Source organism: Corallococcus llansteffanensis (assembly GCF_003612055.1).
Classification (GTDB): domain Bacteria; phylum Myxococcota; class Myxococcia; order Myxococcales; family Myxococcaceae; genus Corallococcus; species Corallococcus llansteffanensis.
In genome coordinates this window covers 1-20,865 of record NZ_RAWB01000020.1, presented here as the reverse complement: position 1 = coordinate 20,865, position 20,865 = coordinate 1, and the positions used below count along the sequence as shown (strand labels likewise).

The window sequence follows — 20,865 nt, the reverse complement described above, 5'->3', positions numbered from 1 at the left end:
GGGCCTTCCTTCCTGCTACGGGAGGAAGGCTGCCTTCACCGCGTCCAGCAGCGGGTTGGCGCCAGTCTCCGGGTCGATGCACCCCTGGTTGAGCGTCCAGAGGATGGTGCCGCCGTAGCCCTCCTGCTTCACGAAGGCGCCCTTGGCGGCGATGGCCTGCGGGCTGTCGTAGGAGATCCACGTCACCGTGCCGTCCTCCACGAGCTTGTCCGGAGCGAACGTCACGTAGCTGGCCTGGGCCTTCTCGTCCCAGTGGTACGTGCCCTGCTTCGAATAGCGGAGGATCTTCTTGTAGGTGAACGAGTTGTCGCCGCCCACGTAGTCGGACCAGTTCGTGAAGGGCTGGTAGGGGCCGGTGATGTGGCGCCATGCGAGGCCGTAGAAGGGGATGCCGATGCCCAGCTTCGCCTTGGGGAGGCCCGCCTTGACCCACAGCTCCAGGCTGGAGGCGATGGACGTGGGGTGCAGCCCCTGTTCGCCCTTCAGCGCGGACGTGTGCCAGGACTTCCAGCCGTCCCATGCGCCAATCATCTCGTAGGACATCAGGTTCATCTGGTCGAGGTGCGTCGCCAGCTCCGCGAACCAGGGGTCGGCGTCGGTGGGGAAGTTGGTGTTGATCCAGTGAAGCGGGAAGGTGAGGAGCATCTTCGGCCGCGCCTCGCGCAGGGCCTTCACCAGGGCCAGCAGCTGCGGCCGATCCTCCTTCTTCACGGGCTCCCAGTCCAAGTCGAGCCCGTCGTAGCCGAAGTCATCCAGCGCCTTCAGCAGCGAGCGGACGAACTTCGCGCGGTTCGCGTCGGACGCCGCGCCCACCCAGCCGTCGTGCTCACCGGAGCCGCCCACCATGATGAGTGCCTTGCGGCCCGCGGCGTGCGCGCGCTTCGACAGCGTGCGGGCGATCTCCGGCCCCCGGTCGTTGTCGAACTTCGTGCTCAGCGTACCGTCCGCTTTCGGCGTGACGCGTCCCACGAGGATGTGCGTGAGCGCGCTGAAGTCCACCTTCTCCGGTGGATAGTCGTCCGCGTTCCAGCCCGTGTAGTAGCCCGACACCCACTTGCCGCCCTGGCCCGGAGGACCCCTCACGACCGGGGATGCGCCCACCACCACGCTGGCCACGGCCAGTTGGCTCGGGTCGGCCTTGCTCCGGACCATCACCCGGTACGTGCCCGGCTTGCGGGGCGCGGTGTAGACGCCGGTGGCGGTGAGGGTGCCGCGCTCGTTTCCGGGCTCCACGCTCCACGTCACTTCCGTGTTCGTGCTGTTCGTCACGGTGGCGCGGAAGGCGTGCGTGGCGCCCGGAGCCAGGAAGACCGCGGACGTCTCCAGCGTGAGGCTCACCGGCCTGGGGCCCTGCTCGACGCCGATGTCGTCGAAGAAGAGGGGCGGCAGCGTCCTGCCGCTGTCCTCCTGGAGCCACAGGCCGGTGATGCGCGAGCGGTCTTCGGGCAGCAGCTTCGCAAGCGACACGCGGCACGTCGTCCACTTGCGGGCCGGGATGGCGCCGCCCTCGCAGGTGGGGCCCAGGGGCACGCCCACGGGCTGCTCGGAGCCGATGACGACCCGCGCGCGCACCGCCGCGTTCGCGCCGTCCTTCCCGCCATTCACCTTGAGCACCAGCGTGTCCTCCGGTGACACATCGAAGCCCGGGTGGCCGAAGTACAGCGCCTCCCACGGCCCCAGCGTCACGGAGATCGCGTGGCGGCCCGAGGCCCCTGGCGTGGTGGCGCTCATCGCGTACGCGCCAGCCCACGTCAGGTCCTCCCAGGGCGACGCCAGCCGGTCCTGATAGAGCCACGTCACCTGGGGGGGCGTGGGCGGTGCGGCCTTCGGGGGCGGGGCCCCCTGGGAAACACCGCCGAGCAACAGCGCGGTGAGCAGCACCCGGAGTCCGGCCGGAGGTCGTCGCATGGCCTCCCATCCTCGCAGAGGGAGAGGAGGCGCGTCCTGCTTCGGGAGATCGAGGAGGTCGCCAGGAGGTCGTCAACAACTCCTGTGACCCGAAGTTCGCCGCGAGGACGCGCGCCTTGCGGAGCGCAAGGGGGCGACGGAGTGCTGGAGCGGACGCCAAGGTTGGGGGGCCGCACGCAGAGGCGCCCGCCGCCGCACTTCGCGCCCAACCTGTCCGACAGTCGGACAGGTTCGCGCCGCATGAGGCCGCGGGCCGCACCGGCCCGGCAGAAGACGAAGACGGGTGGCCCTCGCGTCCATGTCAGACCCCTCTGGTTTGGTGGGAGAGGCTGGGGCGAGGAGGGCGATGGTGATGGAGCGGGTAGGGCTGGTTGCGTACGTGGAGGAGCAACTCGAGCGCGAGATGTCGCTGGGGAGGCTGCCGGAGAGCGGGCAGTTGGGCTCGGAGCAGAAGTTGGCACGTCGCTATGGGGTGTGCCGGGGCACCGTGCGCGAGGCGCTGCGACGGCTGGCGGCGCGGGGCCTGGTGGTGCAGCACCCCGGACGCAAGACGCGCGCGGTGGGGCTGGACGAATCGCCGACGCTGGAGAACCTGGGCCTGGCGCTGCATGACGCGCGCTCTCCGGAAGGCCAGAGGCTGCTTGAGGGATACTTCAGCCTCAAGCGGCAGGTGCTGGTGGAACTGCTGGCCGACTGCTGCGCGAGCGCTTCCGAGGCCGCCCTGGGCAGGCTGGGAGAAGCCTGCTTCAGGCTTTGGGACGCGGCGCGCTGGGAGTCGGGTGCGCGGTGCGCGCAGTTGGAATTCGAGTTGCTGCGGTTGGCAGCCCAGGCGGCGGACCGTCCCGGTCACCTGCTCCTCATTCAATCGCTGCAGCGGGCCTTGCACGGCGGCGCGGCCCGGCTCCTGTCCTTCATGGGGGGTGAGCCGCTGCGTCAGTGGGTCAGCTGTGCGATGGAGGCCCTGCGGGAACGCGACACGCGGGCGCTCCAGCGCCAGTTGCCGGCGCTGCTGAGGACGCGCGATGAGCGCGTGCTCGACGACTTCGCCCCCGCCCTCCAGGCTGCCGCTCCAGAAGCCCACCGCGCCCAGGCGTGCCCCCTCGGCGACCTCGCGTCAGCCACCGAGCAGGACGCTGCTCTGGAGGCACATCCCTGCGTGGAGGCGCATGGCCCCGGCCGCCTCGCGCCAAACGCCGAGGACACCGAGGCGCTCGGGGCTGCACCCAGGCCCCATGCGCAGGCCCTTCCCGTGGAGCCGGACCGCGAGGCGCTGCGGTTCCAGGCCGCCCCGGGGCTCAACCCCAGCGACTCCGGTGCTGAGTGCGCCAGAGGGGACGTGCCGGGTGTGGCCTTGGGCAACCTGTCCGACAGTCGGACAGGTTGTGGCACCTTGTCTCCGGAAGGGGGCCTCCACCCACAGGCGCCCGCGGACACCCCTGCTCCTCCATTGCCCGCGGCCAAGGACCACCTGCTTGGTGAGCAGCGACAGTCCTTCGCCTCGTCTCTCGTCGATGTATCAACGAGCTTCTGGCGACCTGCTCAGGCGCGGACCAGCTCGATGGGGCTGCCTTCGGGGACGTGCTTCATCGCCACGGAGTTCATGCAGTAGCGCAGCCCCGTGGGCGCGGGGCCGTCCGGGAAGACGTGACCCAGGTGTCCGTCGCAGCGCGCGCAGCGGACCTCGGTGCGGACCATGCCGTGGGACACGTCGCGGATCTCCGTGAGCGAGTCCGGGGACAGCGCCTGGGTGAAGGACGGCCAGCCCGTGCCGGACTCGAACTTCGTCCCGGACTTGAACAGTGGGTTGTTGCAGCCCGCGCACACGTAGGTGCCCGGCGTCTTGGTGGCCAGGAAACAGCCCGTCCCGGGGTACTCGGTGCCGTGCCGGCGCAGCACGTCGAACTCCTCGGGGGTGAGGCGCTTGCGCCACTCGTCATTGGAAAGATTGAGCTTGTCCGCCATGGGTCCTCCTCCACGTTTCGGGCCTGCTGCCCGGAGCAGCGTCTTGGATGCTCCGGGGCGTTTCCCGTCGCACCGTATAGCAGGGGAGCAGGCGGGCGCCCGGCATCCCGATGCCCCCAGGCACGGCCTTCCAGGCCCTGGGACGGGGCCGACGAAGGGGCCCCGGCACGGCGGTTCTACTCCACGGTGGGCGCTCATCACCCCCGGGGGAGGCAGCGATGCGGATCTCTGAACTGATGCACAAGGACGTGGAGACCATCGACGCGGATGAGTGCCTGCGCACCGCCGCGGAACGCATGCGGGCCCACTCGCTGGGAGCGCTGCCCGTCACGGAGAACGGCGAGCTCGTGGGCATGCTGACGGACCGCGACATCGCCGTGCGCTCCACGGCCCTGGGCAAGGACCCCAACGTCACGCCCGTGCGGGAGGCGATGACCCCCACCGTCATCACCTGCTCCGAGGACGACACGCTGGATGCCGGCGAGCTGCTGATGGAGGAGAAGAGCGTGCGCCGGCTGGTCGTCGTCGACGACGAGCACCACGCGGTGGGCATCCTCAGCATGGACGACGTCGCCACGGTGCCCGGCAAGCTGCTGCGCCCCGGCGAGCTGCTGGAGCACCTCAGCCTCTACTCGTGAGCGCCGAAAGGGGCCCGGCATCCCCTTCGCGAGAAGGGAACGCCGGGCCTTCGGACTCCAGACCGGGCCCTCGCTCAGTCCGCCACGGCCGGCTGGCACGCGGCGGACAGCCACGCCACGGCCTCATCCCAGGCCAGGTCGCGCTGGGCCCCATCGCGCAGGCGCAGGCGGACGTTGTTTCCCTCCACCTCGCGGCCACCCACCACCGCCAGGAAGGGCACGCTGTCCTGGTGCGCACTGGCGACCTTGCGCGACAGCGATTCGTCCCGCACGTCCGCTCGGGCGCGGCAGCCCACCTGTCTCAACCGGGCCACCAGCCGTTCCGCGTACGCGGCGGCCCCCGCGCCCACGGAGGCCACGACCACCTGTTCGGGCGCGAGCCACGCGGGCAGCGCGCCCCCGTGGTGCTCCAGCAGGATGCCGATGAACCGCTCCAGGCTGCCGAACAGCGCGCGGTGAAGCATCACCGGGCGCTGGCGTGCGCCGGACGCGTCGACGTACCTCAGGTCGAAGCGCTCCGGCAGCACCAGGTCCAGTTGGATCGTGCCGCACTGCCACGCGCGCCCCAGCCGGTCGTTGAGCACGAACTCCAGCTTGGGCCCGTAGAAGGCGCCCTGGCCCGGCTGCTCCGCGAACTGGAGCCCGGCCTGCCTCGCCGCAGACTTCAGCCACGCCTCCGCCTGGTCCCACACCGCGTCGCTGCCGGCGCGCTGCGCCGGACGGCTGGAGAAGGCCACCTGCACGTGGTCGAAGCCGAAGCCCGCGTAGAACGCCCGCAGCGACTTCACGAAGTGCACCACCTCCGCTTCCACCTGCTCCTCCGCGCAGAAGATGTGGCCGTCGTCCTGCGTGAACTGGCGCAGGCGGAACAGCCCGTGCATCGCGCCGCTGGGCTCGCTGCGGTGCACGAGCCCGAACTCCCCCAGGCGCAGGGGCAGGTCGTGGTGGCTGGGCGCCATGCGCTGCACGAGGTGGATGTGGCCCGGGCAGCTCACCGGCTTGAGGGCGAGGTGCCGGTCGCCCTCGGGCAGGCAGAACATGTTCTCGCGGAAGTTCTCCCAGTGGCCGCTCTGCTCCCAGAGCTGCTGGGAGAACAGCTGCGGTGAGCGGACTTCCTGGTAGCCCTCGTCGCGCATGCGCTGGCGGACGTGCTCCTCCAGGAGGCGGTACAGCATCAGTCCGCGCGGGTGCCAGAACACCATGCCCGCGGCCTCCTCCTGCAGGTGGAAGAGGTCGAGGCGCTGGCCCAGCGCGCGGTGGTCGTGTTCGTCGAGCATCGTCGTGACTCCGTGTGTCGGTCGGGTGAAGAAGCCGGGGCCGGACACGGGGCGTGAATGCTTGCACGGTCGCCCCGGCCGGAACTCGGCGGGGCGGGAAACCGTGCGCTCGTCAGACCACCGACACGCGCACCGCTCCCACTCCCGCCGAAGCGGTGGTGGTCGTGGTCGCGGTGGTGGCGTTGACGAGGTTCACGGGACAAGAAGTGCTCCCGGTCGCACGGAAAGTCAAGTCGTGCGCCGGGGCAGGGTGGGCCCTCAGCCCAGCAGCGCCAGCAGGCCGTACAGGCCCACGAACAGGTAGAAGAGCGACTCGCCCGCGATGAGGCCGCCGCCCACCAGGGACATGGTGCTCATGTCCTCCGGGAGGACCGTCTCACCCGGAGCGGGCGGGCGCGCGAAGCGCTTGGAGGCGGTGTTGAACAGCGACGTGAGAACGCCGCCCGCGCCGAACCAGATCGTCGCCGGCAGCGCGATGAAGCCACCGAACGCGGACGCGTAGGGGCTCGCCAGCACCACCGAGTCCATCGCGTAACCCACCGCGAAGCCGGTGCGCGAGCCCTGCACGAAGCGCAGGTACGCCGGGTGCCGGCGGATGATCTTCCGCAGGACCTCCAGCGTGAAGCCGATGCCCAGGCCCACGAGCAGCGCCTTCACCTTGTGCTCGGACAGCGCGCCCAGGTCGCGGATGGCGCCCACGAACTTGTACGTCATCGCGGAGCCCCACTGGCCCACCTTCGTGTCGGGATGGTCCAACTGGTTGACGGACAGCACCGGGTAGGCACCCATGAAGACGCGCGCCAGCGCCACGCACAGCACCGCGCCCATGAAGATGCCCAGCACCTGGTAGCGGAACTGCAACACGCGGTTGGTGCCCAGCCGCCAGCCGGTGGAGCGGTCCTGCTGCATGTCGCAGCCCACCGACGTGGAGATGAGCAGGATGGAGGACGCCATCAGCCCCACCAGCGGATCCTTCAGGCCCAGGAGCGACATCAGCAGCACGGACATCACGAACGCGCTGGAGATGGGGTTGTTGTCGCTGATGCCGTAGGCGATGCCGTTGATCAGCACGAACAGCACGGACAGCGCGAGCCCGAAGATGATGAATCCCGCCGGCTGGTGCAGCACCTGCGTGGCGACGACGACGACGGCCGCGCCCCAGCCCACCACCCAGGCGATGAGCCGGGGCACGTTGACCTTCTTCCAGGAGGGCTCGTCGTCCACCGGCGCCTGCGCCTGGCCGCGGATGCGCGCCACCGCCTGCACCGCGAGCAGCGCCAGGTCCACCAGCGCCGCGCCGCAGATCATCGCGAGCGAGATGAGGAAGCCGATCTTCCGGTACGGATCATTGGGCCCCAGCCAGCCGATGTCGCGCAGGTACGGCGTGAGCGCGAAGCCCAGGATGCCCATGCACATCGCGGGCACGGTGATGCGGCTGCCCACGACCATGCCCGCGCCCACGGTGGAGCTGCTCACGCTGAGCGCGGCCACCCTGGCCACCTTCTCCGTGAGCAACGCCGCGAGGATGCCCAGGCCGGTGCCGCCGCCCAGCTTCGCGATGGAGGCCTTGAGCAGACGCTTGTCGGTGAGCGCGCGCAGGATGTTGGCCACCGCGTAGCCGGACGGGTAGTCCAACTGGAGCCGGTCCACGAGCAGCGGCGTGTAGAGCATGCCCACGCCCACGCCGAACATGCCCACGCACCCGACGAAGAGCATGAGCTGCCACGCGGGCGGCTGGGGCATGCCCAGCCACACCATGGCTTGAATGAGCACGGACATGGCGCACAGCGAGGCCACCGACGCGGCCATCGTCTGCATGTAGTTGGCGCCGTGCTTGCCCTCCGCGCCGTAGCCGTAGGTGACGACGCTGCCGAGGATGCCGGAGAGCACCTGGCTCGCGACGAAGAAGCCCAGGCTGAAGTTCATGTACGACGCGGCCACGCCGCCCAGCGGGCCCAGGATGAGGATGGCCACCGTGGCGAGCAGCAGGTGGTACTTCCACGTGTTCACCGCGGGCAGGAAGCGGAAGCGCGGCGTGACGGCTTCGGACGCCGGCGACAGGGGGACGGAGGGCTCCGGCGGGAGCGGCTGGGCGGTTTGGGCCATGGGTGCGGGGGAGGGTAGCGGCGTTCCCCGGCGAGTCACAACCTCGAGCGCGTCACCGGACGCGGGCGACCCGGCGGCCCGTCGCCGACTCCGCCGCGTGGCGCAAAGGCGCGGAGACTCGGGAGCTGCTTGCGAAGGGCGGCGAGGCGTGCGACGTCGCGGTGCATGCGACTCACCCTGCACCGCGGCGTCAGCCTGGCCGTCCTCGCCTCCGCCCGCACGGAGGCCGACCACCACGAGGACCTGGGGTGCAGCATCCAGGGGCCCACCGCGCGTCCGGTGCGCTGGGCCCAGCTTCCGCTCAAGCGCCACATCGCCGCGCTGGGTCGCGAGGGCGCGCTGCGTGAGGCGGACGCGCTGGTGCGCTGGCTGGAGGACACGCCCCGGTACGCCGCGCTGTGCGTGGGCACGAAGCGGCGCATGGGACGGCGCGTGCTGCGCGAGGACGTCCTCTTCCCGGATCCGCTGCGCCACCGCCCCCGCGTGCTGCACCTGCGCCAGGAGTCGCTGGGCCTGGACGTGCCGGTGCGCGCGAAGGACTGGCCGGTGGTGGCGGACCTGTTCGCCGCGCTCGCCCGGGGCGCGACGCGCGAGGAGCTGCGCGCGCTGGCCACCGTGCCCGTCGTGGGCGAGCTGTTGGGCGACCTGTCGCAGGCCGGCTGGCTCGTGCGCCACGAGAGGCCGGTGGAGGTGCCCGGGCCTGGGGCCCTCTTCGTGGGACACAACACGGTGCTGGTGGCGGGCAGGGAAGGGCGAGTGCTGGTGGATCCATATTTCCGCCCCGCCGGAGACGCGGACCTGCCCGGCTACGCGCCGCTGCAGGCGGGTGACCTGGGGCGTGTGGACGCGGTGGTCATCACCCACTCACACGGGGACCACTTCCACCTGGGCTCGCTGCTGCCCCTGCCCCGCGACACGCGCATCTTCGTGCCGGCGGTGGCGCGCGAGAGCCTCTTCTCCACGGACTGCGCGCTGCGGCTCCAGCAGCTGGGTTTCACGCGCGTGGAGCCCCTGCGCTGGGGTGAGACGCGGCAGGTGGGGGACGTGACGGTGCACGCGCTGCCCTTCCACGGCGAGCAGCCCACCGACGGCGAGGGGCCGCACCCGGGCCTCTTCAACGAGGGCAACACCTGGCTCGTGCGCTCGCCGGACTTCTCCGCCGCCTTCTTCGCGGACGCGGGCCACGACGTGCGCGGGGACATGGACGCGGTGTGCCGCCGGGTGCACAAGGAGCAGGGCCCGGTGGACGTGCTCTTCTGCGGCGTGCGCGGCTTCCGGCTGCCGCCCATCTTCTTCGGCTTCACCACGCTGGATGCCTTCCTCGTCAACGTGCCGCGCGACGCGCTCACCACGCCGCAGCGACTGATGGCGGGTCCGGAGGAGGCCCTGCGCTATGGTGCGTTGCTGGGTGCGCGCTACGTCGTGCCGTGCGCGGACGGCGGTGCCCCCTGGTACTGGCGCGAGGGCATGGGGCCGCGCTACGTCGGCTACCCGGGCGAGCCCGTCACGGGCGCGAGCTCCCTCGACGAGAACCCCGACGCGGATCCGTATCCGGAGCGGCTGGCGGAGGTGCGCAAGGCGCGGGGCGAGGGACCCAAGGCGCTCCTGCTGAGGCCCGGAGAGGCCCTGCGCTGGCGGGGGGCCCGGGCGCCGGAGGTGCTGCGCACGCCGGGCTTCGAGTGGCCCTTCGGGGACTGGCGTCAGGCCGCGCCCGTGCCGCCACCACCGCGCAACACGTCGCGGACCCGCCAGAGGGCGCCCAGGTAGAGCGCGCCCAGCGCGACGAGGCAGCTGACGCCCACCGTCACGTTCCAGCGGATGACGCGGCTCACGTTCCAGCCGTAGGTCTCCACCAGCCGGCTGGGGTCGCTCAGGCCCACGCCCTCGATGAGGCCGAAGGGGATGCGGTCCACGTCGGTGCGCGCGCCCCACCACATCTCGAAGCCGTCCATGAACGCCGCCGCGCCAATGACGACGAAGCCCCAGCGCAGCGCGTGCTTGCGCAGGTAGTGGCCCGGGGGCACGTAGAACGTGGTCATCAGCGCCGCGCCCAGCACCATCTTCCCCGCGTCGCCGCCGAAGGTGAACATCGCCTTGCCCTGCTCCAGATCCAACGCCAGCGTGCCCACCGCCTGCGCCGCGAGCAGCACCGAGCCCACCGCCATCCACGCCCACCGACGCCGCTTCCAGCCCTGGTAGAGGAGGGTCCCCAACAGGCCCGCCACCAGCACCACCATGAAGGACGAGCGCTCGTCCGAGACGGAGGTGACCCACAGCGAGGGCGTGGCGCTGAAGCCGCAGAACCACGCGGTGACGGCGTGTCCCAGCTCGTGCACCGGCATGGTGAGGAAGATGCGTGACAGGAAGTGGAATCCCGGCGACTTGACCGCGAGCCAGGCCATGACGAGCGTCGCGGGCAGCACGCACGCGCGCAGCTTCGCCTCGAAGGCCGCTTCCGCTTCGTCGCCGCCATCGAAGGTCAGGTCCGGCGTCACGCTCTCCGGCATCGCCGCGACGAGGGGCGGGACGAACGTGGGCGCCGCGTGGGCCTCCAGGGCTTCGCGCAGCGCGAGCCGCTGATCCTCGGCCTCGCGCTGGGCGGCGTTCCGCGCCGCGAGCTCACGCTCCTCGGCCTGACGGGCGGCGGCGCGGGCCTCGGCGCGGAGGTAGATGACGCCGCAGCCCGGGCACTCGGGGCCAGCCGCGCGGGGCGCACCACAGCGGGGGCAGACGGAGGATGGATCGCTCACGGAGCCCGGACTCTAGGTGGGCCGTGGGCCGGACGAAAACGGGGTGGGGCCGGGCCCAGGGGCCTTGACGCTCCGGCCCCGCTCGCCCATGTCGGAGGGATGGTCGACCTGGACATTCGCACGCGGGGGAGGACCGCTCCCGGACGCCTGCGCGCGCTCGACGCGTACCTGTGCCGCTTCGAGTCCGCGCTGCTCACGCGCGAGGACGACGCCTGGGCCCGCGCCGTCTTCGCGGACGTGGGCTTCGGCGAACATCCCTGGACGACGCTGGAGAGCGCCCAGGCCTTCCGCGCCCTGAACCCCGGGCTCACCGTCGTCGGCGTGGAGCTGGACGCCGAGCGCGCCCGGGCCGCCGCGCGCACCCACGCGGACGCGCGCACCTGGTTCCGCGAGGGCGGCTTCGCGCTGCCCCTGGGCCCGGACGAGCCCGCCCGCCTGGTGCGCGCCATGAACCTGCTGCGCCAGGGCCCGCCCGAGCGCATCCCGGAGGTGCACCGCACCCTGTCACGCCCGCTGCTGCCCACGGGCCTGCTCGTGGAGGGCAGCTCCGACACGGACGGCGCGGTGCTGGTGGCCCACCTGCTGCGGCGTGCCCCGGACGGCGACACCCCCGTGCGCGAGAGCCTGCTGTTCCACACCGACTTCTCCCGCGGCTTCGCGCCCCTCTTGCTGCGCGACTGGCTGCCCCGCGACCTGCGCCGCCGCGTCCGTCCGGGCGAGCCTCTGCACGCCTTCTTCCAGGCCTGGGAGGCCGCGTGGAAGGCCGCGAGGGCCGCCGGCCATACAGCCCCACCGGAGGCCTTCGCGGAGTCCCTCCCGCGCCTCGCGGCGACGATGCCAGGGATTGCCACGGACGCCTGGCTGTCCTCCCACGGCTTCCTGCGCTGGAGCCCGCCCGGGGGGATTCCCCCCTGACGCCAGGCCCGTCCCTGACAGTCCTTGGAGGAGCAATCGTCCAAGGAGCCCGTCCCAAGCGCAGCGGGAAAAGGTATTCTGTCGTGAATTGCCCTCCGGGGGTCACCCGGGCTTCTGGAAGGCAGACGGCTCGACATGAACAGGCACCTTCTGACGCTTCTTGCCGCGGGGCTGATGGCCAGCACCGCGGTCGCCGGTCCGTCTACCCCTGATCTCGGCGGCAACCGCCTCGCGCAGCGCCGCCCAAGACAATCCCGTCGTCCCTCACAGCGGCCCCGCCGTGAGGCCGACCCCGCGAACCTGGAGCATGAGATGGAACAGGCGGCCTTCTCCGATGAGGCCCCCGCGGCTGTCATCGCGGCCCGTCCCCCTGCGTTGCTGTTCTCCGCCAACTTCTACGGCACCCTGGCCGCGGCGCGCTGTCTGGGCCGTGCTGGCGTGGACGTGACGGTGGCGGACACGGGCCGGTTGGGCCCGGCCAGCTACTCACGCTTCGTCAGCCGCCGCGTGCAGTGCCCGCCGGAGTCCCAGCCGGAGGCCTTCCTCCAGTGGCTGGTGGACTTCGGCCTGCGCGAGCCCGTCAAGCACGTGCTCTACCCGACGAGCGACGAGCTGGCGTGGCTCATCGCCGCGCACCGCGCCAAGCTGGAGGACCTCTTCCACCTCTATGACCCGGGCGTGGACGCGGTGTACGGGCTGCTCAACAAGCGCCGTCTCTACGAGGTGGGCACCGAGGTGGGCCTGCACCTGCCGCGCACCTGGTTCCCCCAGTCGGAGGCGGACCTGGAGCAGGTGCGCCGCGAGGCGAGCTTCCCGGTGCTGCTCAAGCCCACGACGCAGATCCTCCACGCCACGCACCGCAAGGGGCAGCCGGTGGCGTCGCCGGACGACCTGGCGCGCGAGTACCGCGAGTTCGCCCGCGACACGTACGCGCCCATGCTTGTGAAGTTCGACCCGGCCGTGGTGAACCCCATGGTGCAGGAGTTCCACCCCGAGGCGGCCGAGGGCATCTACAGCCTCTCCGGCTTCGTGGACGAGACGGGGGAGCTCTTCGAGGCGCGCGCCTCCATGAAGGTGCTCCAGCGGCCGCGCAAGCTGGGCGTGGGCGTCTGCTTCGAGCCCGCCCCGCTGCGCCCGGACCTCGTGGCGGGCCTCACGCGCCTGTGCAAGCGCCTGGGCTACCACGGCGTCTTCGAGGTGGAGTTCATCCAGACGAAGGACGACTTCCTCCTCATCGACTTCAACCCGCGCTTCTACGGGCAGATGGGCTTCGACATCGCGCGCGGGCTGCCCCTGCCGCTGCTCGCGTACCACGCCGCCACGGGCAACCGGGACGCGCTCACGAGCGCGGTGGCGGACGCGCGGGCCGTCAGCGCCCAGCATGACAAGGAGGTGTTCTGCAACCGCATCGCGCTGGAGATGCTGCTCAACCTCCAGCGGCTGTCCGGCGCGCTGCCGGCCGGCGAGGCGCGGCAGTGGCGCCAGTGGCTCACCACCCACCGCGAGAAGGCGGTGGATCCGCTCATCGACCGGGACGACATGATGCCCGCGGCGGTGGAGCTGGCGACCATCGCCTATGGCTCCGCGCGCCACCCCCGCGCCTTCCTGCGGATGATGGTGTTCAACCGCAGCTAGCGGGCCGCGCGGGACGGGGCGGGGACCGGGTCGTCGAAGGTGACCAGGTCCTCGTTCGTCTCCGCCCGGCGCAGCACGCGCACCTGGCCGCCCTCCACGCCGACGATGGCCGGCTGTGGGAAGGAGAAGGACGTGCCGAAGGGCACGAAGTACGCGCCCGCGTCCATGATGGCCAGCGTGTCGCCCACCTTCAGTTCCGGCAGCCGCACCGCGTGGTACAGCGTGTCGCCCGGGGTGCAGATGGGGCCCACCACCGTGTAGGCCCGGTGCGAGGGCGCGTCCGGCCGCTCGACGTGGAAGAGCTGGTGGTACTCGTTGCGCACGCACTCCGCGTGGTTGATGCCCATGTCGAGCACCGCCCAGGTGCGCTCGCCGCCGTCCTTCAGCGCGTGCACGCGGCCCAGCAAGAGCTGCGTGTTGCCCGTCATCGCCCGGCCCGGCTCCAGGAAGATGCGCGGGCGCGCGCGGCCCTGCTTCGCGTAGTGCGCCTCCACCTGGGACACCACCTTCGCCACGTAGCGCTCGATGGAGAGCGCCGCCGCGAAGTCCGGCGCGGGCAGGTCGCGCTGGAAGGTGAGGTTGAGTCGCCAGTCCTTCTGCTCGATGTGCTCCACCGTCGGCGTGCACAGGCTGCCGCCCAGGTCCAGCACCTCCAGGTCCAGCCCCAGCTCCCGGTGCAGCTCGTCCGCGAAGTCCAGCACGGCGCTGACGAAGCCTTCCAGCTCCGCCTCCGTGCGGATGAGCTCGCCCCGGTGTGCGTGCAGCCCCACCACGTCCAGCGTCTCCAGGGCCAGCGCCTTGCGGTACGCCGCCAGCGCCATGCCGCCCGTGATGGGGGTGCCGAACTGTGACGTCCAGCCCTGCGCCGTCGTCACCCGCACCGCGACGCGCGGGCGCTTGCGCAATTCCTGCGCGTGCCGCGCAAAAACGTCCAGCTCCTCGACGTGGTTCGCCGCCAGCAGGCCGATGCCCCGGGTGATGGACTCGCGGATGGACGCGTCCGACTTCACCGGGCCGTTGTAGACGATGCGCTCCGGCGCCACGCCCAGCTTGAGCGCGAGCCACAGCTCGTACGCGGAGATCACCTCCGCGCCCACCCCTCGCGCGTGCAGCGCGGACAGCACGCCGGGCACGGGGTTCGTCTTGTAGGAGTAATACACTTCGCAGCCGCCCGCGGCGCCCGGGGGCACCGCTTGGAAGGCGTCCGCGTTGCGGCTCAGCGCGGCCAGGTGCACCACGTGAAGCGGCGAGCCGTACTCCCGCACGAGCTGGGACAGCGACACGCCTTCCAGCGACAGGCCCTGGCCGGCCCGGGACTCCAGGCTCCACGTCTCCGGGGGGAGGAAGGCGCGCGCGGGGGCCATCGCGCGCTGCACCACGGGCCCCAGGGTCTGCTTCAGCTGCCGCTTGGCGGTTCCAACGAGACGACGACGCAGGCTCACGGGGGACAGGCCTTTCACGAGGCGCGGGGCAGCTTGAGGGGGAGGTAGCGCGTCAATTCGAAGCGCTTCTTGAGCGCGCGCGTGGCGAGCTGCAGCAGGCGGTACTCCAGCTCTCCGTGCTCGCGCCGGTACTTGTTGTGGATGATGGCGTTGGACTCCGCCACGGACTTCTCCACCTTCTCGCCCTTCTTGCCCAGGTCGTGCATCAGCGACGGCTTGCCCACCCGGTAGTTGAGGATGGGGCGGTTGACGTAGACGTGGCCGTAGCGGCGGATGCCGCGCATGTAGAAGTCCACGTCCTCGTAGACGGGGATGTTCGGGTCGAACCCGCCCAGCGGCTGGAAGTAGTCGCGGCGCACCATGCACGCGGAGTTCACGTACAGCGTGCCCAGGAACAGGATGTGCGCCACCGTCCACGCGCTGTTGGGCGTGGTGGCCCCCACCCTGGCGACGCGCTCGAAGTAGCTGCTCTTGTCCTCCAGCCACTCCGGGTCCTCGCTGAAGGGCACCACCCAGCCCACCGCGACGCCCGCGTCCGGCCGCGCGTCCAGGGCGGACACCATCGCCTGGAGCGCGCCCTCCGCCAGCAGGTCGTCGTCGTCCAGGAAGTGCAGGTAGCGGCCCTTCGCCAGCGTGGCCCCGTGGTTGCGCACCAGCGCGGGCCGGCCGCGTGACGGCACCTCCTGCTGGAAGTAGCGCACCCGGGCATCACCAATGCCTTGCACCGCCTGCCGCGCGGTGCCCTCGGCCGTGTCGTCCAGGACCAGCACCTCCACCTGGACGCCTTCCTGACGCAGCGCGGAGTGGATGGCCTCCACCACTTCCTTCTCGCGCTTGTACGTCGGCATCACCACCGAGACGTCAATCTGGGACATGCCGGCCTTATACCGGTGGCGCCCCACGGCTGAGAAGCCAGCAGGACGGCGGGCCCGCACCGGCGGCCCTTCCGCCGCTCGGGGACCTGCCTCGCGATTTCTTGGAAGTTCCTACCGCTGGTTTTGCGCCAGGCCCCGCAGGTTTTTCAGCCCGGGGCGTGACAGCGCTGCCACACCGTGGCTGCCTGCCCGCTCCATTCGCGGTGCGTCAAAAGCTGGCGATGGCGCACTCGAACGGGTCCTCTTCGTCCGGCAGGTCGCCCACCGAAGCGATGAAGAGTTGCGGGCCGTCCTCCTCGGAGAAGGCCTCCGCGTCGGCGACGACATCCGACTCTTCGGCGGGGTCCTGGAGCAGCCATCCGGGGTGCAGTTCTTCGCGGGCCATGTGCGTTCGTCCTCTCCGCAACCGGTACGGCGTCATCCGGTGGCTTGCAGTCGTTGTGCCACCCAACCCATACGTAACGACCCGGGCAGGAGGGTCGTTTCCGACGGAGGGTGGGTCGCCGGGCAGGCAGGCATCGCTTGACGCGAGGCCCCGGGGCCGACAGGAAAGGAACACCGATGGCCGTCCTGCTGGCACATGAAATCGAATCGCCGCGTCCGTGCAGCTACCTGCCGGGGCGGGAGGCGTCCCTGGAGACGCTGGTGATGCGCAACGTGTCGCCCCAGGAGTACGAGCACCTGCTCGTGCGCGGGTGGCGCCGGTTCGGGCCGCAGTACTTCCGGCCCGCGTGCGCGTCGTGCCAGGAGTGCGTGTCGCTGCGCGTGCCGGTGGAGGGCTTCCAGCCCAATCGCAGCCAGCGCCGGGCCCGCGCGGCGTGCGCGCACCTGCGTGTGGAGGTGGGGCCGCCGCGCGTGGACGAGGAGCGGCTCGCGCTCTACCGCGCGTGGCACGCGGACCGGGAGACGACGCGCGAGTGGGACGCGTCGGAGCTGGGCGCGCGCGAGTACTCGCTCCAGTTCGCCTTCCCGCACCCGTCCGCGCGCGAGGTGGCCTGGTACGACGACAGTGACCCGGCGGGCCCGAAGCTCGTGGGCCTGGGCATCTGCGACGAGATGCCGCGCGCGTGGAGCGCGGTGTACTTCTTCTACGACCCCGCCTACGCGCGGCTGTCGCTGGGCAAGGCGAGCGTGCTGTTCCAGGTGGAGCTGGCGCGCGAGCGGGGCATCCCGCACGTGTACCTGGGCTACCGCGTGCTCGCGTGCGACTCGCTGCGCTACAAGGCCGGCTTCCGCCCGCACGAGCTGCTGGAGGGCCGGCCCGCGCTGGACGCCCCACCCGCCTGGCGGCCCGCGCCCGAGTCGCCCGACCCCCCTGAGCCCGCGTCAGGAGCCGCCGAGCAGCGCCGCGTCGAAGAAGTCGCGCAGGTGGCGCTCGTACTCCGCCGGGGCCTTCTTCGCGTACTCGCCGTGGTGCGCGCCGGGCACCACCCAGTACTCCTTGGGTTCACACGCGGCCTGGAACAGCGCGTCCTGGAGGAACGCGGGCGCGTACGGGTCGACGTCGCCGTTGATCAGCAGCAGCGGCCGGCCCTTCAAATCACACAGGTGCGCCATGGGGTCCACCGCGTCCACGTCCACGCCGGACAGGCGCATCGTCCAGAGCACCGGCTGCACGCTCAAGGGGCCCCACTTGCCGTAGCTGTAGCGTGTGTCCGCCTCCAGGGACGGGTACGCGCCGGCGGCGGCCACCGCCTTGAGGCGCGGATCCTCCAGCGCCCCCAGCAGCGCGGTGGTGCCGCCCATGGAGAATCCCAGCACGCCCAGCCGCGATGGCTCCACGTCCGCGCGCCCCGACACGAAGTCTACCGCCGCGCGCAGGTCCTCGCGCTCGCGGTCGCCCCACGTCACCAAATCGCCGTCGCTCTCACCGTGGCCGCGTGAGTCGAAGAGCAGCACGCCGTAGCCCGCGCGCGACAGCGCCTCCGCCTCGAAGAGCATCTGCGTGCGGTTCTCCGCGAAGCCATGCATCACCACCACCGCCGCGCGGTTGCGCGACGGCACGTACCAGCCCTTCAGCGTCAGCCCGTCGCGCGTGCGCAGCGCCACGTCCGTGCGCGTCGCGAGCGTTCCGTCCGCGGGGGGCCTCACCGACTGGCGCGCGGGGTGCAACACGGCGCGTGCCGTGCGGACGTTGCGGTACGCGATGACCGCGGCCACCGCGAGGACGCCCAGCAGGGCGAGCACGGCGAGGCGGGCGGGGCGGGGATGGATGGGTTTCTTCACGAGGATGGTTTGTGAGCCTATACCCAGCGTTCGGCTCCCGGGGGGAGTCCCCGGGTTCGTTGTTTCTCCAAGAAGTGGGGACCGAGTCCTGCCCCGTACTGGCGCACCCGGGTGGGTCCTGGCAGGAGGTGCGCTCATGACTCCCGATGTCTCCGTGGTGGTGCCCACGTTCCGCCGTCCCGCCCTGGTGGTGGAGGCGGTGAAGAGCGCGCTGTCCCAGGACGGCGTCCGCGTGGAGGTGCAGGTGCTGGATGACAGCCCGGAGGGCTCCGCGCGCGAGCCCGTCCTGGCGCTGGGGGATGCACGCGTGCGCTACGTCCAGCGCGACGTGCCCACCGGCGGCAACCCCGCCACGGTGCGCAACGAGGGCTGGCCGCGCGCCACCGGCCGCTACCTGCACTTCCTGGACGACGACGACCGCGTGGCCCCGGGGGCGTACCAGGCGCTGGCGCACGCGCTGGACGCGCACCCGGAGCGGGGCGTGGCGTTCGGGCGGGTGGAGCCCTTCGGGGACGACGCCCAGGTGCTCGCCCGGCAGACGGCGTACTTCGAGGACGCGGCGCGCCGGGCCCGCGTCGCCCAGCGGCTGGGGTCGCGGCGCTGGCTGGTGGCGAACATGATGTTCCGGCCCACGGTGCTGGTGAACTCCGCGTGCCTCATCCGCCGCGAGCTGCTCCCCGTGCTGGACGGCTATGACCCGCGGCTGCCGCTGGTGGAGGACGTGGACTTCTACCTGCGCGCCATCCGCCGCGCGGGCGCCGTGTTCCTGGACCGGGTGGTGCTGGAGTACCGCACCGGCGCGCCCTCGCTGATGCACAACGAGCGCGACGCGAAGAAGGCCGTGAGCGCGTACCGCCTCATCCACGAGCGCTACCGGCGCGAGTGGGGCGCGCTCGAGTTCACGGCGCTGAGGCTCGCCACCCGCACCGTCCTGCGGTGGCTCTGATGCGCCTGGACGTCGAACGGGTGGACACGGTGGAGAAGCTCCACGCGCTGGGGCCCGGGTGGCGGGCCCTGGCGGCGTCGGCGGGGCAGGGGCTGCCCTTCGCCACCTGGGAGTGGAACGTCACCTGGTGGCGGCACTTCCAGGAGCAGCGCCACAGCGTGCGCGACCACCTCTTCGTGCTCGCGCTGCGCGACCGCGACGGCACGCTCCGCGCCGTGGCGCCGCTGATGCGCACCGAACGCCCGGGCTCCGGCCCCGTGCGCGCACGGGTGCTCCAGTTCCTGGGCGCGGACCCCAACGTCACGGAACTGCGCGGCCTGCTCTGCGCGCCGGAGTGGGAGGCCTCCGCGTGGGCCGCCGTCACGCGCCACCTGCGCGAGCACGCGAGCGAGTGGGATTGGATCCTCTGGAGCGGCCTCGCGCTGGACGGCCCCGCGCCGGGGGAGCTGTCTCGCCTGGCCCCGCTCACGCCCCTGCGCGAGGTGCCCGCGTACGTGCTGCCCCTGGCCCCGACGTGGGAGGCGTTCAAGGCCAGCCGCTCGCGCAACATCAAGGAGTCGCTGCGCAAGTGCTACAACTCCCTCAAGCGCGACGGGCACGCCTTCACCTTCGCGGTCGCGCGCGCGCCGGAGGACATCCCGCCGGCGCTGGAGGCCTTCTTCCGCCTCCACCAGGCCCGCGCGACCGCGACGGACGCGGGGGTGTCGCACCGGGACGTGTTCGCGTCCTCGCAGGCGCGGGGCTTCCTCCAGGCGCTGTGCGGTGAGCTTGCCCGCCAGGACGCCGTGCGGGTGTTTCAACTGTGTATCGGCGGGGCGGTGGTCGCGGCGCGCGTGGGCTTCGTGCTGGGCGGCGCGCTCTACCTCTACTACTCCGGCTACGAGCCCCGCTGGGGCGACTACAGCGTGATGACCACCACCGTGGCGGAGGCGCTCCAGTACGCCATCGCCCAGGGGCTGTCGGTGGCCCACCTGTCGTCGGGCCGGGATGTGTCGAAGCTGCGTTGGGGCCCCCGGGAGATCCAGTCGCACGACGCCCTGCAATTGTCTCCTGAGTGGCGCGGCCGTGCCGCCTTCGCTACCTATCGCAAGGTGCGTGAGCTATTGAGCAACGAGCAACTCCAGGGGTGGGCCCGCCGGACGCTCGCGCGTCGTGCGGGAGAATGAGAAAAACGTTTCTTTCCAGGACTCTCGAGCATTGAACCTGCGGGCGCAGCGAGAAATGACGGCACCGGTGCCCGCGAGACGACGCGTGTTGTTCACGCTCGTCTTCATGGGGACGGGAGGCATCGAGCGCTCGGTGTGCAACGTGCTGGCGGGCCTGGACCGCGAGCGGTTCGACCCTTCGTTGTTCTTCCACCACGGGCCGCCGCCGCCCGACACGCGGGACCGCATCCCCGCGGACGTGCCCATCTCGTGGGGCGTGGGCGTGGACGCCTACCGGCGCTGGGAGCTGCCGCGGATGCTCTGGCGCCTGTTCCGCGAGGCACGCAACGCGGACATCATCGTGTCGGGGCAGGAGGGGCGGGCGGCGCTGCTGGCGCGGATGGCCGGGGCGATGCTCGGCAAGCCGGTGCTGGGGATGGTGCACTTCGACTGGGGGGCGTTCCACCACGAGCAGCCGCGCCGGCAGCTCTGGGGCCTGCGGGTGTTGTACCCGGGCATGGACCGCATCGTGGCGTGCGGCTACGACTCCGCGAAGGCGTTCGCGGAGCTGGTGAACGTGGACCGTGAGCGGCTGGAGGTCATCCCCAACTTCGTGGACGCTGTCCGGGTCCGCGCCGCGGCCCGGGCGCCCCTGCCGGAGTGGGCCGTGCCGGTGTTCCAGAAACCGGTGGTCATCGCCGTGGGCCGGCTGGAGGCGCAGAAGTCCTTCGACATGCTCATCCGCGCGCATGCCCGGATGCAGGCAGCCGGGCGGGACACGCACCTGCTCATCCTGGGCGTGGGGTCGCTGGAGGCGGAACTGAAGGCGCTGGTGCGCGAACTGGGCGTGGAGGCTTCGGTGTTCATGCCGGGCTTCGCGGACAACCCGCATGCGCTGATGGGGCGGGCCACCGCGTTCGCCCTCTCCTCGCGCTTCGAGGGGCTGCCCATGGTGCTCCTGGAGGCGCTCGCGCTGGGGTGCCCCATCGTCAGCACGGACTGCCCCTCGGGCCCCGCCGAGGCGCTGGACGGAGGGCGGG

Annotated in this window: 17 protein-coding genes and 1 pseudogene; 9 read left to right on the top strand and 9 right to left on the bottom strand. The window is 71.6% G+C overall.

Going from position 1 to position 20,865, the window contains the following annotated elements; all coding sequences use genetic code 11:
• Positions 1 to 15 precede the first annotated feature (15 nt).
• Positions 16 to 1,908 (bottom strand): glycoside hydrolase family 18 protein, encoded by a 1,893-nt coding sequence (locus D7V93_RS03370; protein ID WP_120641975.1) that lies wholly within the window; start codon positions 1,906 to 1,908, stop codon positions 16 to 18.
• A gap of 352 nt (positions 1,909 to 2,260) precedes the next feature.
• Here D7V93_RS03370 and D7V93_RS03365 point away from each other — a divergent pair, with 352 nt between their 5' ends.
• Positions 2,261 to 3,517 (top strand): FadR/GntR family transcriptional regulator, encoded by a 1,257-nt coding sequence (locus D7V93_RS03365; protein ID WP_372338286.1) that lies wholly within the window; start codon positions 2,261 to 2,263, stop codon positions 3,515 to 3,517.
• On the opposite strand, the gene msrB is transcribed toward D7V93_RS03365, so the two are convergent.
• Positions 3,448 to 3,870 (bottom strand): peptide-methionine (R)-S-oxide reductase MsrB, encoded by a 423-nt coding sequence (gene msrB / locus D7V93_RS03360; protein WP_120641973.1) that lies wholly within the window; start codon positions 3,868 to 3,870, stop codon positions 3,448 to 3,450. The genes D7V93_RS03365 and msrB overlap by 70 nt on opposite strands.
• 218 nt (positions 3,871 to 4,088) lie before the next feature.
• On the opposite strand from msrB, the gene D7V93_RS03355 reads away from it, so the two are divergent.
• Entirely contained in the window at positions 4,089 to 4,508 is a 420-nt protein-coding gene (locus D7V93_RS03355; RefSeq protein WP_120641972.1) for a CBS domain-containing protein, read from the top strand.
• Between the two features lie 74 nt (positions 4,509 to 4,582).
• On the opposite strand, the gene thrS is transcribed toward D7V93_RS03355, so the two are convergent.
• Positions 4,583 to 5,785: a threonine--tRNA ligase gene (gene thrS / locus D7V93_RS03350; protein WP_120641971.1), complete on the bottom strand. Its 1,203-nt coding sequence runs from the start codon at positions 5,783 to 5,785 to the stop codon at positions 4,583 to 4,585.
• A gap of 258 nt (positions 5,786 to 6,043) precedes the next feature.
• Positions 6,044 to 7,891, bottom strand: a complete 1,848-nt coding sequence (locus tag D7V93_RS03345; RefSeq protein ID WP_120641970.1) for an OPT/YSL family transporter — start codon at positions 7,889 to 7,891, stop codon at positions 6,044 to 6,046.
• Positions 7,892 to 8,056: 165 nt separating this feature from the next.
• Here D7V93_RS03345 and D7V93_RS03340 point away from each other — a divergent pair, with 165 nt between their 5' ends.
• The gene (locus D7V93_RS03340; protein ID WP_120641969.1) at positions 8,057 to 9,658 is read left to right on the top strand and encodes an MBL fold metallo-hydrolase; all 1,602 of its coding nucleotides are present in this window, start codon (positions 8,057 to 8,059) and stop codon (positions 9,656 to 9,658) included.
• On the opposite strand, the gene D7V93_RS03335 is transcribed toward D7V93_RS03340, so the two are convergent.
• On the bottom strand, positions 9,592 to 10,641 hold the full coding sequence (locus D7V93_RS03335; RefSeq protein ID WP_208722908.1) for a hypothetical protein: 1,050 nt from the start codon (positions 10,639 to 10,641) through the stop codon (positions 9,592 to 9,594). The genes D7V93_RS03340 and D7V93_RS03335 overlap by 67 nt on opposite strands.
• 99 nt (positions 10,642 to 10,740) lie before the next feature.
• Between D7V93_RS03335 and D7V93_RS03330 the strand changes: the two genes are divergently transcribed.
• Both D7V93_RS03330 and D7V93_RS03325 read left to right on the top strand, forming a co-directional pair.
• Complete coding sequence (locus tag D7V93_RS03330) at positions 10,741 to 11,556, top strand: methylase (protein WP_120641968.1); 816 nt, start codon at positions 10,741 to 10,743, stop codon at positions 11,554 to 11,556.
• Between the two features lie 312 nt (positions 11,557 to 11,868).
• Positions 11,869 to 13,191, top strand: a complete 1,323-nt coding sequence (locus D7V93_RS03325; protein WP_208722907.1) for a carboxylate--amine ligase — start codon at positions 11,869 to 11,871, stop codon at positions 13,189 to 13,191.
• On the opposite strand, the gene D7V93_RS03320 is transcribed toward D7V93_RS03325, so the two are convergent.
• The 3 genes from D7V93_RS03320 to D7V93_RS44750 form a co-directional block, all read right to left on the bottom strand.
• Entirely contained in the window at positions 13,188 to 14,633 is a 1,446-nt protein-coding gene (locus D7V93_RS03320; RefSeq protein WP_120641988.1) for a type III PLP-dependent enzyme domain-containing protein, read from the bottom strand. The genes D7V93_RS03325 and D7V93_RS03320 overlap by 4 nt on opposite strands.
• A gap of 14 nt (positions 14,634 to 14,647) precedes the next feature.
• Positions 14,648 to 15,508: a glycosyltransferase family 2 protein gene (locus D7V93_RS03315; protein WP_208722906.1), complete on the bottom strand. Its 861-nt coding sequence runs from the start codon at positions 15,506 to 15,508 to the stop codon at positions 14,648 to 14,650.
• Positions 15,509 to 15,716: 208 nt separating this feature from the next.
• A complete protein-coding gene (locus tag D7V93_RS44750) occupies positions 15,717 to 15,893 on the bottom strand; it encodes a hypothetical protein (protein ID WP_158623639.1) in 177 nt (58 codons plus the stop codon).
• Positions 15,894 to 16,069: 176 nt separating this feature from the next.
• On the opposite strand from D7V93_RS44750, the pseudogene D7V93_RS03310 reads away from it, so the two are divergent.
• Positions 16,070 to 16,810, top strand: a pseudogene (locus D7V93_RS03310) (arginyltransferase); the annotation flags it as partial.
• Between the two features lie 24 nt (positions 16,811 to 16,834).
• On the opposite strand, the gene D7V93_RS03305 reads toward D7V93_RS03310, so the two are convergent.
• The gene (locus tag D7V93_RS03305) at positions 16,835 to 17,734 is read right to left on the bottom strand and encodes an alpha/beta hydrolase (RefSeq protein ID WP_120641967.1); all 900 of its coding nucleotides are present in this window, start codon (positions 17,732 to 17,734) and stop codon (positions 16,835 to 16,837) included.
• 136 nt (positions 17,735 to 17,870) lie between these two features.
• On the opposite strand from D7V93_RS03305, the gene D7V93_RS03300 reads away from it, so the two are divergent.
• The 3 genes from D7V93_RS03300 to D7V93_RS03290 form a co-directional block, all read left to right on the top strand.
• Positions 17,871 to 18,680, top strand: coding sequence for a glycosyltransferase family 2 protein (locus tag D7V93_RS03300; RefSeq protein WP_120641966.1), 810 nt, complete (start codon positions 17,871 to 17,873; stop codon positions 18,678 to 18,680).
• On the top strand, positions 18,680 to 19,846 hold the full coding sequence (locus D7V93_RS03295; protein ID WP_120641965.1) for a GNAT family N-acetyltransferase: 1,167 nt from the start codon (positions 18,680 to 18,682) through the stop codon (positions 19,844 to 19,846). Before D7V93_RS03300 ends, D7V93_RS03295 begins: the two co-directional genes overlap by 1 nt.
• Before the next feature lie 67 nt (positions 19,847 to 19,913).
• A partial coding sequence (locus D7V93_RS03290; protein WP_244237086.1) for a glycosyltransferase occupies positions 19,914 to 20,865 on the top strand: 952 nt, incomplete at its 3' end.

Excerpts from the sequence above, each read along its gene's own strand:
- D7V93_RS03370 (WP_120641975.1), bottom strand. The coding sequence starts at position 1,908 with ATGCGACGACCTCCGGCCGGACTCCGGGTGCTGCTCACCGCGCTGTTG.
- D7V93_RS03365 (WP_372338286.1), top strand. The coding sequence starts at position 2,261 with ATGGAGCGGGTAGGGCTGGTTGCGTACGTGGAGGAGCAACTCGAGCGC.
- msrB (WP_120641973.1), bottom strand. The coding sequence starts at position 3,870 with ATGGCGGACAAGCTCAATCTTTCCAATGACGAGTGGCGCAAGCGCCTC.
- D7V93_RS03355 (WP_120641972.1), top strand. The coding sequence starts at position 4,089 with ATGCGGATCTCTGAACTGATGCACAAGGACGTGGAGACCATCGACGCG.
- thrS (WP_120641971.1), bottom strand. The coding sequence starts at position 5,785 with ATGCTCGACGAACACGACCACCGCGCGCTGGGCCAGCGCCTCGACCTC.
- D7V93_RS03345 (WP_120641970.1), bottom strand. The coding sequence starts at position 7,891 with ATGGCCCAAACCGCCCAGCCGCTCCCGCCGGAGCCCTCCGTCCCCCTG.
- D7V93_RS03340 (WP_120641969.1), top strand. The coding sequence starts at position 8,057 with ATGCGACTCACCCTGCACCGCGGCGTCAGCCTGGCCGTCCTCGCCTCC.
- D7V93_RS03330 (WP_120641968.1), top strand. The coding sequence starts at position 10,741 with ATGGTCGACCTGGACATTCGCACGCGGGGGAGGACCGCTCCCGGACGC.
- D7V93_RS03325 (WP_208722907.1), top strand. The coding sequence starts at position 11,869 with ATGGAACAGGCGGCCTTCTCCGATGAGGCCCCCGCGGCTGTCATCGCG.
- D7V93_RS03315 (WP_208722906.1), bottom strand. The coding sequence starts at position 15,508 with ATGTCCCAGATTGACGTCTCGGTGGTGATGCCGACGTACAAGCGCGAG.
- D7V93_RS44750 (WP_158623639.1), bottom strand. The coding sequence starts at position 15,893 with ATGGCCCGCGAAGAACTGCACCCCGGATGGCTGCTCCAGGACCCCGCC.
- D7V93_RS03300 (WP_120641966.1), top strand. The coding sequence starts at position 17,871 with ATGACTCCCGATGTCTCCGTGGTGGTGCCCACGTTCCGCCGTCCCGCC.
- D7V93_RS03295 (WP_120641965.1), top strand. The coding sequence starts at position 18,680 with ATGCGCCTGGACGTCGAACGGGTGGACACGGTGGAGAAGCTCCACGCG.